Raw genomic sequence first — 15,294 nt, 5'->3', positions numbered from 1 at the left:
AATCTCATGGAAGAAAAAGAAAAAACGAAAAAGAAGCGTCCCAGAAAAGAAGGTGCCATAGCCTATATGGCCCGTAACTCCATTGCTACCAACTTATTGATGTTACTATTGTTGGGCGGTGGGATTTTCACCATGTACACCATCCAAAAAGAGGTTTTCCCGGAGTTTCAATTGGATTTTGTGGAAGTATCGGTAGCCTACCCGGGTTCTTCCCCTGCGGAAGTGGAACAGGGAATTCTACAGCCTGTGGAAGAGGCGGTCCGTGGAGTCAACGGCATCAAGGAAATCGTATCGGAGGCCCGGGAGGGGTCCGGACAGGTAACCATAGAGTTGGTGGCCGGGACCGAAAGAATGAAGGCCTTTCAGGATATCGATCAGGCCATTAACCGTATCCGCACCTTTCCTGATGATATCGAAGAACCCGAAGTAACCTTACAAAACAGACAACGCGATGTTATACAAATCGGCTTATATGGCAATGCCGATATCTGGACCTTACGGCAATTGGCAGAGCGGCTCAGGACCATTCTACTGAACAATCCGGAGATTACCCAAGTGGAATTGGGCAATGTGCCCGAATATGAAACGCGTATCGAAGTACCCCGACGCAATCTTCAAAAGTACAACCTTACCCTTGGCCAAATTGCGAATATCATCCGGCAAAGTAGCAACGACGTTCCCGCAGGGGCCGTACAAACGCAAAGTGGAGAGATTTTACTGCGTATGCAGGAACGAAAGCAATGGGCCGAGGAATATGGGAACATCACCATAGTTTCCTCTGCAGACGGTGCCAACCTCCTTCTCAAGGACATCGCAACGATTACAGATGGTTTTGAGGAAGTAGGTTTTCACGGTCAGTTCAACCAAGAAAATTATGTGGAGTTACGTATTTTTAGGATTGGGGACCAATCCCCATTAAAGATAGCAGAGGAAGTCCAAGGTATTCTAGACCACTTTCAATTACCTCCGGGTATAAAATATAGAACGGATAGCAACCGCGCCGCCGACTATGAAGAGCGACTTTCCCTTTTGACCGAAAACGGCGTGTTGGCCATCCTTATCGTCCTTGTCATACTGACCTTGTTCCTGGAATACCGATTGGCCTTTTGGGTCATGATGGGAATGACCGTTTCCTTTATTGGTGGAATGATTTTACTACCATTGATCGGCATAAGCGTAAATATGATATCCATGTTCGGTTTTTTGGTCGTTTTGGGTATTGTGGTAGACGACGCCATCGTGGTGGGCGAAAATGTTTATGAGTATAGACAAAAAGGTCTCAGCCCCATGAAAGCGGCAATCGCGGGAACCAAGGATGTATCGCTACCTGTAACTTTCAGTATTGTAACTACGATTATTGCCTTTGTGCCCTTGCTTTTTATGCCAGGGGAAACGGGCAAATTTTGGCAACCCTTGCCTGCGGTTGTAATCGTTATTCTTGGGGTTTCCTTGATTGAGGCACTTTTCATCCTTCCCTCCCATTTGGCACATCTAAAAAAGGAACAGAACAAAAATAAATGGGTTCGTAAACTGGAAGGTTGGCAACGGACCTTTGCTACCGGATTTGACAATTTTATCGAAAATAAGTACCGACCCGTTTTGGACAAATGCCTCCAGTATCGCTACATTACCCTATGCGCGGCCGTGACCTTATTATTGATCGTTGGTGGATACGGTTACAGTGGTCATATGGGAATGATCATGATGCCGGAAGTCGCTGCCGATGAAATTGAGTGCGGGGTACGGTTACCTGTTGGAACTACACCAGATCAAGCGGCCAAGGTCGCGAAGGAAATCTCCGATGCTACACAGCGAATGTTCGAGGAGCATAATCTATACGAAGTAGCCGAGGGAATAAAAACCAACGTTAGGGGACAGAACTTTATCGATGTGGAAATTGTAATGCTGCCCCCGGACCAGCGCGATATTACCGCTGGGGAAATGATCGCCCTTTGGCGGGATAATATTGGTGACATTCAAGGCGTGGACCAAATTACCTTTGAGGCGGAACGTGGACCGGGCGGGGCCCGGCAGGCAATCAGTGTGGACCTTAGTCATTCGGATATCGATGTGCTGGAAAGGGCAAGTGCCAGTTTTGTAAAACGGATGAAAGAATTTTCCAATACGCGTGATGTTACGGACAATTATAACAAAGGAAAGCTGCAGTATGATTTTAAGCTCCTTCCACAAGGGCGAAATCTAGGCCTAACTTCCGATGAGATTGGGAGACAAGTGAGGGATGGATTCTTTGGTGCATTGGCCATGCGACAGCTTCGGGGCATGAACGAAATCGAGGTTCGGGTAAAACTTCCATTGGAGGAGCGCAAGGACATCAAGAATCTACAGGATTTTCTTATCCGTACTTCGGACGGAATTGAAGTACCCCTCATGGACGTCGTGGAAGTTGAGGAGCGCGAAGCCTTCACCAGCATCAATCGACGGGACGGTAGAAGGGTCGTGAACGTTGGGATGGATGTAGAACCGGCCAATTCCGTGAGTCGGGTATTGGCATCCATGCAAGAGGAAGTCCTACCACAACTGCGGAGCGATTTCCCGGGCACCACGTGGACCTTTGAAGGCAGTCAGGCAGATATGCGCGAAAGTACCAACACTTTAAAAGCTGGGTTTTCCATTGCCATGCTCTTGATCTATGCGCTACTGGCCATCGCGTTCAGCAGTTATTCACAGCCTTTGATCGTGATGACCGCCATTCCCTTTGGAATCGTGGGTGCGGTCATAGGACATATTTTGTTGGGCTATGACCTTTCCTTGGTAAGTCTTATGGGGGTTATCGCACTTTCCGGGGTGGTAGTGAACGACTCGCTCATCATGATCGATTTTGCCAACAAACGCCGGTTGGCCGGAGACTCCATTTACGAGTCCATCCATGAAGCGGGACTTCGTAGGTTCCGACCCATTATCCTAACCACGATGACAACTTTTGGTGGTCTCGCACCTATTATTCTGGAAACATCCAGTCAGGCTTTTTACTTGATACCGATGGCCATTTCATTAGGTTTCGGAATTGTTTTTGCCACAGCTATCATATTGGTTATAGTACCCTGTCTCTACTTGATTCTGGAAGACATCAAACTCCTAAGAAAAAGAGGTAGTACGGTAAAACGGGTCGATGTACTAGAGGCCTAGGGACAGTCCAACGAACGGAACGTTCGGGTTATAAAAATTGGCTATTGCACAACATAATGTCGGCGTCTTCCCATACATTGTATTTATAAAAAAGACAATATAATGGACAAAGAAGAATTATTAGGGAAAGAACTGAGTAACCTCTATGCCATTTCAAAACAGGTGAACAATTTTTTCAACGGTAGCAAAATCGGGTTTTTGAACGAACGCCGAAAAACAATGCTGGAAGAGTACCTAAAGCTAAGTTGTAAATATGAAAACGACATTGCCCAAGCACTTAGGCACATCAATGTAAATCCGGGTAATACGACGGATTCCATCGTACAGGAGATTACGGAGAACTTGCAAGAGATCCTTTCAGAATCCGGAATCAAAAAGGATTCCAAGCAACTGAGCTATATGATGTCCTTAAACCGATTGATAAGTTATCACGTGGCAAATATTGAGAACATCGGCTTTTTGCTGAACGAAGTGGAACTCAAAAACGCCTCTTAAAAGTTTAAAAAACTATAGGTACCCTGAAACATTTTCTTTAGTGAGCACATCTATGGGCAGTAGTCTGTTTTTGGGCATCTCCCGCTGGTAGAGCAAATATTCCGTCACTATCGATATGCCGTGATAGCCTTGAAGTTTCGGGTTTTGGTTAAGTAGCATATCGATGGTGCCTTCCCTTAAAAGTTCGATATTTTCTGGAATCATATCATACCCAATAATTTTGACCGATGGGTGTTTTCTTAAGAGGTCCTCAGCTACGTGGGTCTTTGAATTGGTTATGAACAATCCATCGGTCTTGCTTAATTTATGATCTAATAAGCCCATATCCAATTCGGCTTCAAACCGGATAATCTCAATGGTACTTGAAGCGTCCCTTTCACGGAAATAATCCAAAAAACCGATTTCCTTTTCCTCTACATGGGTGGCATTTTCTGTCTGTACACCTATATGGAGTATCAAAATAGTTCTTTTATATGCTACACTCCGGGTCAATATATCCATAAAATAGGCGGCGGTACGGCCACTCATGAAGTAATCCTGACCTATAAAGCAGCCAAAATTCAAATCTTTTATTGGGGAATTCAAAAGAACAAAGGGGATTTTCCTTTCCTCGAGTTTTCGGTATAGATTGAAACAGGCATCCGTAAAAAAAGGAACAATGACCAGGGCATCAGGGCTATTTTGCAGCACGGAGCTAAAATTTTGGTAATAGGTATCTGCCGTACTTCCCATGCTAACGGACGAAATACGAATCCCAAAAGGCTCCAACTCCGCATATGCATCCATCACACCTTGATGCATTTGCTGCCAATACCGATCGCTTGTGTGGTCTGGCATGAGCAGCCAAATGGTAAACGGCCGATGGTTCTTTAAGGTCCTGGCGATCAAATTGGGACGGTAGTCAATACGTTGCAGTACTTCCTCTACCTTCCTTCTGGCCTTCTCCGAAACCTTGCCGCGATTGTTGAGAACGCGATCTACGGTTCCACGGGATACATCCGCCATGGATGCAATGTCCTTTATGGTAAAGTTTCTTTTTTCCATAGCTTGCCCAAAATAAAATCCGGACCGAAAAAGGTGTTTAATCGGTCTTGTGAAAGATTATGGAATAACCGTTAATACGTATCCTTTATCCAGTTGTACGGTTTTCTTTTTACCCAATTTCCACGGGTAAAATCCGGAAAATCCTGGGGTTCTCCATTGTTGGCGATGGATAGTTCTGACAATGGGGTTATGGCACTCCAGGCCGCAGCGTCATAGGCGTCCATTGGCGGAGCGATATTGGCCTTGGCGGATTCCACAAAGGCATTGATTACAAAAAAGTCCATACCGCCATGGCCTGCGCCGGTGGCGTATTCCCCATATTTTACCCAAAGTGGATGGTCATACTTTTTTAGCCATGCATCCGCGGCGTCCCAGCGGTGAGGTTCGGACTGACCTTCAATATAGATTCGGTTTCCGTCCACTTCCCAGAGGCCGTTCGCCCCTTGTACCCTAAAGCCCAAGGAATAAGGTCTGGGCAGGTTGCAGTCATGGGTAACGATGATGGTCTCCCCGTTCGAGGTATCGATGGTGGTGGTAATCACATCGCCCTGCTTCCATTTCAATTTTGCGTTTGGATGGTCCTCACCTCCCTTGTCCACGATATAGTTATGCAACCCAATGGCCTTTGTGGCATGGGACGTAAGCGACACAAACCTGTTCCCCCTATTGATATCGCACATGGCGGCAATGGGTCCCACACCGTGGGTGGGATATACATCGGCATTTCTCAACAGGGAATGTTGCGTACGCCATCTGGCCTCGGAAATTCCCTTCTCGCCAAATTCGGCCCCTACACCGTAGGGTTCCTTTCCATCGTTGAACTTAACGCCCCGTAAATCATGCTGATAACCGCATCTAAAATGTACCAGCTCCCCAAATACATTTTGACGGACCATGTTCAGTACCGCCAAGATATCCCTACGATAGTTTACATTCTCCAAAATCATCATATGGGTTCCCGTACTCTCATGGGTATTTACCAAATCCCAGCACTCCTCCATGGTGTTCGCTGCGGACACTTCCAATCCTGCATACTTTCCGGCCAGCATGGCATCCTTGGCCATTCGTGTGTGCCACAACCATGGGGTCGCGATGATGACGGCATCCACCTCTTTAAGCTCCAAAAGATTTCTATAGTCCAAATCGCCCTTACTGAATACCTGTGGTTTGGCATCTCCCTTTTCAGAAATCATGTCCAGGGCAATCTTTATACGGGCTTGGTCGATGTCACAAATAGCGGTTACCAAAACATCGTCACGTTGCAATAGGTTACTCAGGTGATTGGTTCCTCGTAGCCCTACCCCGATCATACCCACCCTGAGCTTTTGGGCAGAAAAGTTCATTCCCATGGAAAACTGTGGCCAAAGGGCCGCACTTGTGGCCGCAAGGGACGTTGATTTGATAAAATTTCTTCTGGATTTTGATTTCATTTTGATAAGATTTTAGATTTTAAAATGGGTCGAATTTTGGATGCGCAATCCGGCATCGACTTGTATCGGGTATGCCTCCTTGGCCCCAACGGAGCGGAGGGCTTCAACTATTTTACCTTCGGTACCGGGTTCCGTAAGAACAACGATACTTCCCCCGCCACCGGAGCCCACAATTTTGGCACCGTAAGCACCATGTTGTAAAACGGCATTGATCATGGCATCTATTTTAGGTACGGTAATCTTCAATTTATCCCTTAAAATGATATGATGGGCGGTCATCAACCTACCTATTTCGGGTAGGTTAAGATTCGGTTTTTGAAATTCCAATAATGCCTTTTGGGTAATATCATGGTTTTCAATGGCCGCTTCAAAATAAGGCACCAATTCCATTGGTAGAATCGAAGTATATTTTTTTAGGTCCGAAATAGTGGCTTTTTGAATATTGAAATCCGGAAATTTATTCGTTACCCGTTGAATGGATTTTAGGGCGTTCCCCTTTACCCTTGCCAAAAGTCCCACCGTTTCTTTTGGAACCCCTGATACGCCCGTTACCATCCCTTGCAGTTGAGAACCGATGGTCTGGCTTTCAAAAGGCGGATTTGTTTTGATATGTAACACGCCACCCACGCCAATGCTGAAATGGTCCATCATTCCGCCCGGTTCCTTATGTTCCAAAATTTCCGCCCAATAGCCCAATTCCGCCAAAAATTCCTTGGTTACCGGTCTATCCAGGCCAAAGGCCTCCACCAAAAAATAAATCCACGCCAGCAAGACCGCCGAGGAACTGGAATTTCCGGAATTAATGGGAATATTTCCCGTAATTTCCACATTATACCCTTGGACAGGAACACAGCCTTCCCGTTTTAAAACCCGAAGTGCCGACCCAAAATAATCACGGGGTTCCAATGTTTTGAATTCCTGAGAAATGGGGATAACCCTTTTGGAATCGATATCCTCCATCTGAATTCTAAAAACCCCATTCTCATTGGGTGTTGCCTTCAAAAATATATACCGATTTATGGCACAGGCAATTACCGGAAGCCCCAGATAATCCTGATGGTCGCCAAAAAGGCAGGTCCTCCCGGGGGCCACAATATGTATTCTCGTATCCAACAAGGTTCAATTTCTTAACGTTACGCTCATTGCAAAGTCTAAAATCCGAAGCCATTCTCCACGATATTAAACTTCAATAGAACAATGATACAAAAAATGTGTTCGAACACATAATATAATTTCAAGCAATAAATCACGTTTCGGGGCAAGGTTTGGTCTCCATAAGTAGCAATCTTAATGGTTTTAAATCAGCGGTTTGGAGTCGAGGGAAAAACGTACACTGTTAAAAACCTGTTGATTAAAAAGAAGCGAACGGGATCAATATTTATTTATATTTGAAAACCGACCATCTCTACCGATGATAAAAAATATCAAAACCATGTTCAGTAACATGAACGACTCCACCCGCGAGGCAGCCCTTACCTGTCTTTGCAATGAGTTCAAATTGAACGACAAGCGGTTTATCAAAAAGAATTGGATGATCGGTGGTAGGATTCCGGAGGAATATCAGGAGAGAACGGTGGTCATTTTTCAGAACCTGTTGCGGGAACAAGCCATAAAGGTTCGGGATATTGAGGTAAAACTCTAAGTAATCTTATTTCTAATACAATATCTCCATACCAATTTAGAACTTTCCTTTAATATTTTACCAAACTAGAAATGTCAAAAAATTTCAGTTACATACTGGAAATGATTTCATTCCATTTTTTCTTATGTTCAAATTTCAAGGCTGTGTCACTTTCAATTAGGTCTACATAATTTGAAATAAATTCAGATGTCTCAGATAAAAGTCGTAGATAATATTTTAGCGAATTAATAAGTCCATTTGCAATTACGTGGCATCCGTGAATATTCTTTATTCGTTCAATTTCTTTTTCAATATTCTCTGATTCATTTTTGTCAATATCAGCAGTAGATAGCAAGTAATATCTTTTTACCTGAGTTGTTTTAAACTTTTCAAAAGCATCCTGGACTAATTGTGATGTTATTGGTATACCGTGTTTAACTTCCACCGCCTCAAATTCTCTTCCACTTTCGTCCACAATGTCAATATCCCCAATTCTTCCACTCCTTATGTCCGCAGATGTATGGCTTTCTATTTCCAATAGCTCTTTGCCTTCAAATCTTTTTGCTTCTTTCATTAAGCATTCATAGGCCGCAAATAAAGCCAGCACAGGAAGGCGTGAAGCTCCTTCTGCTACGTACGTTGCATTAAAATGATTTTTTAGCAAATCAATTATAGTTGCTATCGGAAGGTTCAAAGGTTTTGCAAGATCGATTTCTTGACTATTTCTTTTGATAATCAATCCTTGCATTAAGTAACTTAAGCATTTGTCTAAATCATTGCCTTTTTGGATAAAGTCTATAGTCTCTAAGAAAGATGTTTTTAAAGCATTTGGTTTAATAGCTCCAGAATAATCTTTATCATACGGCACTTTTTGTTCTAAAGAACGAGTTAACCAACCACTTTCTGCCATTGCAGGAAATTTTACACTTTTCAAAAATGGTGTAATATATTTTGTGTCGAAAGACCTGCCCGAATACCCATTCTCAATACTAGTTTGATGATTTCGTATATCTTGTTCGGGGTTCAAAGATTTATAAACTAAACTTGTCAATAAAACTGTAAGAACACCTTTTGAGGATTCAGATTTACTAAGAATAACATCCAAATGTTCAGTAATTTGAACTGGTAAATCTGATTTAATTTTATCATCAGAACCAACTATTTTCATTGATTCTTCAAATGCTTTTTTAAGAAATGAATTCGGCATCTAATATTTTAATTTGTTCTAGTAATTGTTCCTTTATCTGCGAAGCTACCTCCTTAATCATTGGAATTGCGACAGAATTACCAACTTGTTTGTAAAGTTCTGAACGATTATTGATTAACCTAAATTTTTTTGGGAAGCCCATAATTCTATAACATTCTTGTATAGTTAACTTCCTGACTCGGTTGTTATGATAAATCCAAAATCTTCCAGAAGATTCTTGAGATGGTAATGCTGGGTGAACACCATCAGTAGAATAAATTCTATTAGGTTGTTTGTGGACTCTTGACAGATGCTCGGTATTAGGTCTTACACCAGCTTTTCGAATCGTTTTGTTTCTATAACCTGCAAAAATTAAACCTGAATCTTGAACTTTCATATCGTCTAATATGGTGTATGGCTCATCTAAAAATTCGAAATCATTCTTTTTGTCTAGAAAATCTTTTAAAATAGGTTTGTCTTGAGTATTAAGTTTTGTAAAGTCAAACTTCTTCTTTTTATGTCCAATAATTATTATTCTTTCACGATTTTGGGGAACTCCAAAATTAGAAGCATTGAGGACTTTTTGAGAGACTTTATATCCTAACCCCTCAAGATGTCGAATAATTGTTGAAAGTGTTCTTCGCTTGTCGTGATATAGCAAGTGTTTAACGTTCTCAAGTAAAACTACCTCTGGATTTCTTTTTTCAATTATCTCAAAAACGTGATATATCAAAGTTCCTCGGGTGTCTTCAAAACCTTTCATTTTCCCAGAAATACTGAATGGTTGGCAGGGAAAGCCAGCACACAAAACATTGTGTTTAGGAACTATATCTAAATTGAGTTTTGTTATATCTCCAAATGGAACTTCCCCAAAATTTAACTCATATGCTCTTTGAGCGTGATAGTTGAACTCGGATGAAAAAACACATTTCCCACCAATTTCCTGCATTGGAATTCTAAACCCTCCAACCCCTGCGAATAAGTCTATGAAAGTAAATTCAGGATTTTTTGGGCTTGGAAATGGAATATCCCAGTCAATCGGCAGCATTGCTTGCAGTTCAGGTTCGGATAATTTACTTAAGTTATTATTTTGGATATATTCAATAGCTCTACTTTTAAATGACTTAGAAATCCCATTTGATTTGTTATGTAAATAATGAGTAAAAAACGCCAAGTCTTCGGCGTTCCCATTCATATTTTCGATGTTAAAATCCTTACGAAGTTTTGAATATCTAAGCATTATTGAAATCTATTTTTCCTTGTTTTAAATTTGTGATTTTCATGTACTCTGCCTTTTGTTCAGCCAGTTTCAGCAATTCACCGGAATTTTCTCTTGGATAAATTATTTCTGCAATCTTCTCGCTGTAATATTCTTTTTCCAATTGCTTAATGTCCAAATTGAAAGTGGCTGCAAGTTTAGGGAGAATGTCTTCTGGAATATTTCTTTTTCCGTTTTCAATTTTGGATAGTGTTGATTGATCAATGTCAAGTGCTGCTGCAAGCTTAGTTAAGGTTAAAGAGGCATTAGTCCTTAGTTTGTGAATATATTCCCCAAATGTTTCCTTCATTTTCTTGAAATAATTACCTTGACAATTTTGTCAAAGATATGATATTTTATAATCAGGAGCCGCTTACTTTCTTAAAAGAAGAGTAAAAAATGTCTTGGACCTCGTTTAAAAAGTTATTAACAATCTATCTTAATAACTTTATGTATGCATTTCATCGAAAAAATTGCTCTTTTAATCGTAAAAATAATTTCAAAATCTATTTTTGGCCGACCCAATTGACCAAATGCCCATTTACTGATAGCAATTTAAATGAAAATACGCCTTTCCAAGTTCCCTACCCTAGCACTACTTGCTTTTGTTCTAATTATATTTTCAACCTCCTGCAACAAGGAAACGGACTTGGTTTCTGAATTTGTTATCAAAGACAGTACGACGTCAATCGACCAAAACGATACGGGTAGGCTAGCAGAAATAGACACCGTAGAGGAGTCCAATTAATCAAGAAACTTTTTTGGTGCAGCAATCGTCCTTTTCGCGGACTTCTTTTTCCTTTCTTTGGATTACCTTAGTGGGAAACATTTTCTATGCCTTCCCCATTCAAACGAAACATTTCACTTACCGGTGACACACGATTGACCGGTATCTCACTGACAGACTCCAAGGAATTTGCCGCAGGATTTCCAGGGATTAAAGTGGCGATTCAGCATACTTTTAAGGAAATGGGGGCTTTGGAAGCCTTGGGCACGCTTTCCAAAATGAACCAAAAGGACGGATTCGACTGTGCCGGATGTGCATGGCCCGATCCGGAAAAACCTTCCAAGCTTGGCGAATACTGTGAGAACGGGGCAAAGGCCCTTGCGGAGGAGGCTACGTACGAAAAGGTGGACGCCGATTTTTTCAAAAAACACAGCGTTGAGGAAATTTCCACATGGTCCGACTTCCATATTGGAAAAAGTGGCAGGTTGACCCAGCCGATGATTTTAAGGGAAGGAAGTATTCATTACGAGCCTATTTCCTGGGATGCCGCCTTTGACACGATTGCCGTACATCTAAAATCATTGGCATCCCCGGACGAAGCTATTTTTTACACCTCGGGACGGTCAAGCAACGAGGCGGCCTTCCTATACGGACTCTTTGTCCGGGCCTTTGGCACCAACAACATGCCGGACTGTTCCAATATGTGCCACGAAAGTAGTGGCGTTGCCCTGTCCGAAACCTTGGGCATTGGCAAGGGATCTGTAAAATTGGAGGATTTTGAAGAGGCCGAAGTAATCATCGTTATGGGCCAAAATCCGGGTACAAACCATCCGCGAATGCTGTCCGCACTGGAAAAATGTAAAAAGAACGGCGGAAAGATCATCAGTATCAATCCTTTGGCAGAGGCCGGATTGATTCGGTTTAAGGACCCGCAATCCCTATCTGGGATTACCAAAGGGACTTCCCTCACGGATATCCATCTGCAGGTAAAAATCAATGAGGACGTAGCCCTCCTCAAATTACTACTGAAAAAGTTGGCCCATCTGGAACGAAGTGGCAAATCCGTATTCGACCACAACTTCATTAAAACCTATACCGAGGAATTTGATCAACTCCTAAAGGATTTGGAACGATACTCCGAAAACGAACTTTTGGAACGTTGCGGTATTCCTGAAGAAACGATTGACGAAGCGGTTAGCTTGCTAGCGGAAAAAAATAAAATCATCATCTGTTGGGCCATGGGTCTTACCCAGCATAAAAATGGCGTGGACAACATCAAGGAATGCGTGAACCTCCTTCTCCTAAAAGGAAGTCTGGGAAAACCGGGTGCCGGGACCTGTCCGGTAAGGGGTCACAGCAACGTCCAGGGAGACCGTACGGTGGGCATCATGCACCATGTTTCCAAGGAACTGAACCAAAGTATTGAAAAGGTATTTGGTTTTACACCCCCTAACAAAGAAGGCTTGGATACGGTAAAGGCCCTTGAGGCCATGCACGAAGGAAGGGCCAAGGTGTTCATTGGGCTGGGAGGAAATTTTGCATCTGCCGTGGCCGATACCAACTATGCAGCGGAAGCGCTTCAAAACTGCGACTTGACCGTTCAAATCAGTACCAAACTGAACCGAAGTCATTTGATTACCGGTAAGACCGCGTTGATCTTACCGACATTGGGTCGGTCCGAAAAAGACAATGCCAACGGAAAAGAGAGATTCTTGACCGTGGAAAATAGTATGGGCAAAGTGCACAGGACCAAAGGGGTGCTACAACCGAAATCGGAACATTTAAAAAGCGAACCGGAGATTATTGGGGGTATTGCAAATGCGTATTTTAAAAACCAGCATCCCGTAGCGTGGGAAGATTTGGGCAAGGATTATGATACCATCCGTGAAAAAATGTCCGAAATCCTGAAAGGTTTTGAATCGGTTCAAAAAGATTCCAAAGGATCTGGGTATTATTTACCTAACAATGTTAGGGAGCTGGATTTCAGTAAATTGGAACATGGAAAAGCCAAATTCAGTATTTGCAAAATGGCGTCACATGAACGTAAGCCCAATGAATTCCTATTGATGACGATACGTTCTCACGATCAGTTCAACACCACCATTTACGGCCTAAACGACCGGTACAGGGGCATACAGAACGAACGCCGCGTACTTTTTATGAATCCGAAGGACATGGAGCGATTCGGCTATAAGCGCTTGGATATCGTGGATTTGGTAAGCAACTATGATTCGGTAGAGCGACGTGCCCAAAAATTTTTAATCGTCCCTTATAATATCCCGCAAGGGAATTTGGGAGCCTATTTCCCCGAAGCGAATATGGTCGTTCCCCACAACCACTACGCGGATAAAAGCAACACCCCCATCAGTAAATCGATCATCGTGCATTTGGAACGATCGAAATAAGTATTTCTTAATGATGCCCTATTTCCCTTTCCTTAAATTGAACTAACTTTAAGGTGGCCTTTTTCAATCGCTATTTTGTACTGCATCGTAGACATAGAAACCACCGGAAACGGAATCAAGGGTAACAGGATTACCGAAATATCCATCTTTAAATACGATGGGCATGAGGTGGTGGATGAATTTACCTCCTTGGTAAATCCCGAATGTGAGATACCCTTTTTCATTACCGGACTTACAGGTATTGACAACGATATGGTACAAAATGCTCCCAAATTGGCCGAAATAGCTCCAAAAATCCTGGAGATTACTTCCAATGCCATTTTTGTGGCGCACAGCGTCAATTTTGATTACAATGTCATCAAAAACGAGCTGCAGCTCCTTGGAATCGAGTTTTCAAGAAGGAAGCTCTGCACGGTGCGGTTGTCCAGAAAACTGCTTCCCGGGTATAATTCCTACAGTCTTGGGAAATTATGCTCCGCCGTGGGGATACCCCTTTCCAACAGACACCGGGCCCGTGGTGACGCCCATGCCACCATGCTTTTGTTCCACAAACTGTTACGGTCCCACGATGCCGAAAAAGTATTTAAGTCCTTCCTGAACCCCAAATCACAGGAAGCTACGCTACCCCCTTCCCTGCCCAAAAGCGAATTTGAAAAGTTACCCGCCACTCCGGGCATCTATTATTTTAAGGATGGGAAAGGTCATATCATATATGTGGGCAAGGCCATCAACATTAAAAAAAGGGTGTTGGGGCATTTCTACGATAAATCCAACAAGGAAATTGCGTTGTGTAATGAAACGGCCTACCTGGACTTTGAGGAAACGGGAAACGAATTAATCGCGCTTTTGCTGGAATCTGCGGAAATCAAGAAGCACTATCCAAAATTCAATCGCGCCCAGAAACGAAAAATTCAGCAGTACGCACTATTTAGTTATGAGGACCGCAACGGAATCCTGCATTTGGCCTACAACAAAATCAATATGGCGCCCAATCCCCTGCTGGTGCTATACAGTATTTCTGAATGTAGGACCTTTTTGGAAGCACTGTGCGAAAGCTTTGGGCTCTGTCCAAAATATTGCCACCTCCAGGATAACGTGGACACCTGTTCGCATTTTAGGATAAAAAATTGCATCGGGATTTGTTCCGATATTGATCATTTGGAAGTATACAATCAGCGGGTAAGGAAGGCCATAGAATCGCTGGGAGAAACAAAATCGGACTTCGCCATTAGACTTAAAGGGAGAAACCCGGAAGAGAACGGTTTTGTGCTGGTACAGGAAAACCTATATACGGGATATGGCTTTATACCCAAAGACACGCCACTTAGTACCCAAGATGATTTTGAATCCTATCTAACCAGACAAAAAAACACCTTGGAAACGCAACGTATCGTGGAAGCTTTCGTTAGGAAAAGTCCGAAAGGCATTCTGAGCTTTACGAGAGCGGAGACCTATTGAATACGGTCAGTCCTTTAGTTTGTGATACATCTTGATCACAAAAAACAACCAAAGGACAAAAACAATCCCTACGATGATGGAATAAATCAATACTACCTCCACTATTTCCTGTACTTTAAATAGTTCATAAAGCCCAAGATAGTAGGTGCCCAAAATGCAATGAATATGGCCTCCAGCTTTTGTCCTGTCAGGAACATGACCTCGGATACCACTATAATGGAAAGCACGACTAGGAGCATAATACAATTCATTACCCCTATACGTTTGATAAAACTCTTCAGCATACTTTAAATAAATTGAAAGCAAAGGGAACAGAAACTAACCCTCCCCTGATTCCGGTTTATTTAAATGTACGAAAATATGTGTTCAATCAAAGGGATTACCCTAAGACTGTTTTCCCTTTCCGCTGTTCATAAGGCTAAGGGTGACCACAACAAGGGCAATCACCACAGCGGTAAAAACGCCGATCATGATAATCCCGTTGCTCCAGTTTACTAATGGCAGTATGGTATTCATAAGTCCA

14 protein-coding genes are annotated in these 15,294 nt (G+C 42.8%); 6 read left to right on the top strand and 8 right to left on the bottom strand.

The genetic code is table 11. The features are described from left to right. The first annotated feature begins 6 nt into the window (after positions 1-6). Positions 7-3,147, top strand: coding sequence for an efflux RND transporter permease subunit (locus tag ACZ41C_RS11615; protein ID WP_138257401.1), 3,141 nt, complete (start codon positions 7-9; stop codon positions 3,145-3,147). A 102-nt stretch (positions 3,148-3,249) separates the two neighbouring features. Further along, positions 3,250-3,642 (top strand): hypothetical protein, encoded by a 393-nt coding sequence (locus tag ACZ41C_RS11610; protein WP_138257400.1) that lies wholly within the window; start codon positions 3,250-3,252, stop codon positions 3,640-3,642. 12 nt (positions 3,643-3,654) lie between these two features. Here ACZ41C_RS11610 and ACZ41C_RS11605 read toward each other — a convergent pair whose 3' ends face one another. The 3 genes from ACZ41C_RS11605 to ACZ41C_RS11595 form a co-directional block, all read right to left on the bottom strand. Then, positions 3,655-4,686 carry a LacI family DNA-binding transcriptional regulator gene (locus ACZ41C_RS11605; protein WP_464561560.1) on the bottom strand — a complete coding sequence of 344 codons (1,032 nt, stop codon included), beginning with the start codon at positions 4,684-4,686 and terminating at the stop codon, positions 3,655-3,657. A 71-nt stretch (positions 4,687-4,757) separates the two neighbouring features. Beyond that, complete coding sequence (locus ACZ41C_RS11600) at positions 4,758-6,116, bottom strand: Gfo/Idh/MocA family protein (RefSeq protein WP_464561558.1); 1,359 nt, start codon at positions 6,114-6,116, stop codon at positions 4,758-4,760. A gap of 12 nt (positions 6,117-6,128) precedes the next feature. Continuing rightward, positions 6,129-7,229: a mevalonate kinase family protein gene (locus ACZ41C_RS11595; RefSeq protein WP_464561556.1), complete on the bottom strand. Its 1,101-nt coding sequence runs from the start codon at positions 7,227-7,229 to the stop codon at positions 6,129-6,131. Between the two features lie 331 nt (positions 7,230-7,560). Here ACZ41C_RS11595 and ACZ41C_RS11590 point away from each other — a divergent pair, with 331 nt between their 5' ends. Beyond that, on the top strand, positions 7,561-7,758 hold the full coding sequence (locus ACZ41C_RS11590) for a hypothetical protein (RefSeq protein WP_464561554.1): 198 nt from the start codon (positions 7,561-7,563) through the stop codon (positions 7,756-7,758). Between the two features lie 88 nt (positions 7,759-7,846). Here the strand turns inward: ACZ41C_RS11590 and ACZ41C_RS11585 are convergent, their stop codons facing one another. Genes ACZ41C_RS11585 through ACZ41C_RS11575 form a run of 3 tightly spaced genes read right to left on the bottom strand, consistent with a single transcriptional unit; the run spans position 7,847 to position 10,491 of the window. Then, the gene (locus ACZ41C_RS11585) at positions 7,847-8,944 is read right to left on the bottom strand and encodes a hypothetical protein (RefSeq protein WP_464561552.1); all 1,098 of its coding nucleotides are present in this window, start codon (positions 8,942-8,944) and stop codon (positions 7,847-7,849) included. Continuing rightward, complete coding sequence (locus ACZ41C_RS11580) at positions 8,925-10,163, bottom strand: DNA cytosine methyltransferase (protein WP_464561550.1); 1,239 nt, start codon at positions 10,161-10,163, stop codon at positions 8,925-8,927. The genes ACZ41C_RS11585 and ACZ41C_RS11580 overlap by 20 nt, the downstream gene beginning before the upstream one ends. Beyond that, the gene (locus ACZ41C_RS11575; protein WP_464561548.1) at positions 10,156-10,491 is read right to left on the bottom strand and encodes a helix-turn-helix domain-containing protein; all 336 of its coding nucleotides are present in this window, start codon (positions 10,489-10,491) and stop codon (positions 10,156-10,158) included. The genes ACZ41C_RS11580 and ACZ41C_RS11575 overlap by 8 nt, the downstream gene beginning before the upstream one ends. 249 nt (positions 10,492-10,740) lie before the next feature. Here ACZ41C_RS11575 and ACZ41C_RS11570 point away from each other — a divergent pair, with 249 nt between their 5' ends. From ACZ41C_RS11570 to ACZ41C_RS11560, 3 genes are all read left to right on the top strand, one after another. After that, positions 10,741-10,929: a hypothetical protein gene (locus tag ACZ41C_RS11570; RefSeq protein WP_272636413.1), complete on the top strand. Its 189-nt coding sequence runs from the start codon at positions 10,741-10,743 to the stop codon at positions 10,927-10,929. An 86-nt stretch (positions 10,930-11,015) separates the two neighbouring features. Further along, positions 11,016-13,313, top strand: a complete 2,298-nt coding sequence (locus tag ACZ41C_RS11565; RefSeq protein WP_464561546.1) for an FdhF/YdeP family oxidoreductase — start codon at positions 11,016-11,018, stop codon at positions 13,311-13,313. A 75-nt stretch (positions 13,314-13,388) separates the two neighbouring features. Then, a complete protein-coding gene (locus ACZ41C_RS11560; protein WP_464561544.1) occupies positions 13,389-14,771 on the top strand; it encodes an exonuclease domain-containing protein in 1,383 nt (460 codons plus the stop codon). Between the two features lie 101 nt (positions 14,772-14,872). On the opposite strand, the gene ACZ41C_RS11555 is transcribed toward ACZ41C_RS11560, so the two are convergent. Further along, positions 14,873-15,055, bottom strand: a complete 183-nt coding sequence (locus ACZ41C_RS11555) for a hypothetical protein (protein ID WP_138257391.1) — start codon at positions 15,053-15,055, stop codon at positions 14,873-14,875. Positions 15,056-15,155: 100 nt separating this feature from the next. After that, positions 15,156-15,287, bottom strand: coding sequence for a hypothetical protein (locus tag ACZ41C_RS11550; protein WP_464561542.1), 132 nt, complete (start codon positions 15,285-15,287; stop codon positions 15,156-15,158). Positions 15,288-15,294: the final 7 nt, after the last annotated feature.

It is taken from the genome of Maribacter sp. C-4077, from assembly GCF_055378385.1.
This window is presented reverse-complemented; position numbering and strand designations above follow the sequence as displayed.

Coding starts and splice junctions, on each gene's coding strand:
- ACZ41C_RS11615 (WP_138257401.1), top strand. CDS start 7: ATGGAAGAAAAAGAAAAAACGAAAAAGAAGCGTCCCAGAAAAGAAGGT.
- ACZ41C_RS11610 (WP_138257400.1), top strand. CDS start 3,250: ATGGACAAAGAAGAATTATTAGGGAAAGAACTGAGTAACCTCTATGCC.
- ACZ41C_RS11605 (WP_464561560.1), bottom strand. CDS start 4,686: ATGGAAAAAAGAAACTTTACCATAAAGGACATTGCATCCATGGCGGAT.
- ACZ41C_RS11600 (WP_464561558.1), bottom strand. CDS start 6,116: ATGAAATCAAAATCCAGAAGAAATTTTATCAAATCAACGTCCCTTGCG.
- ACZ41C_RS11590 (WP_464561554.1), top strand. CDS start 7,561: ATGAACGACTCCACCCGCGAGGCAGCCCTTACCTGTCTTTGCAATGAG.
- ACZ41C_RS11585 (WP_464561552.1), bottom strand. CDS start 8,944: ATGCCGAATTCATTTCTTAAAAAAGCATTTGAAGAATCAATGAAAATA.
- ACZ41C_RS11580 (WP_464561550.1), bottom strand. CDS start 10,163: ATGCTTAGATATTCAAAACTTCGTAAGGATTTTAACATCGAAAATATG.
- ACZ41C_RS11575 (WP_464561548.1), bottom strand. CDS start 10,491: ATGAAGGAAACATTTGGGGAATATATTCACAAACTAAGGACTAATGCC.
- ACZ41C_RS11570 (WP_272636413.1), top strand. CDS start 10,741: ATGAAAATACGCCTTTCCAAGTTCCCTACCCTAGCACTACTTGCTTTT.
- ACZ41C_RS11565 (WP_464561546.1), top strand. CDS start 11,016: ATGCCTTCCCCATTCAAACGAAACATTTCACTTACCGGTGACACACGA.
- ACZ41C_RS11555 (WP_138257391.1), bottom strand. CDS start 15,055: ATGCTGAAGAGTTTTATCAAACGTATAGGGGTAATGAATTGTATTATG.
- ACZ41C_RS11550 (WP_464561542.1), bottom strand. CDS start 15,287: ATGAATACCATACTGCCATTAGTAAACTGGAGCAACGGGATTATCATG.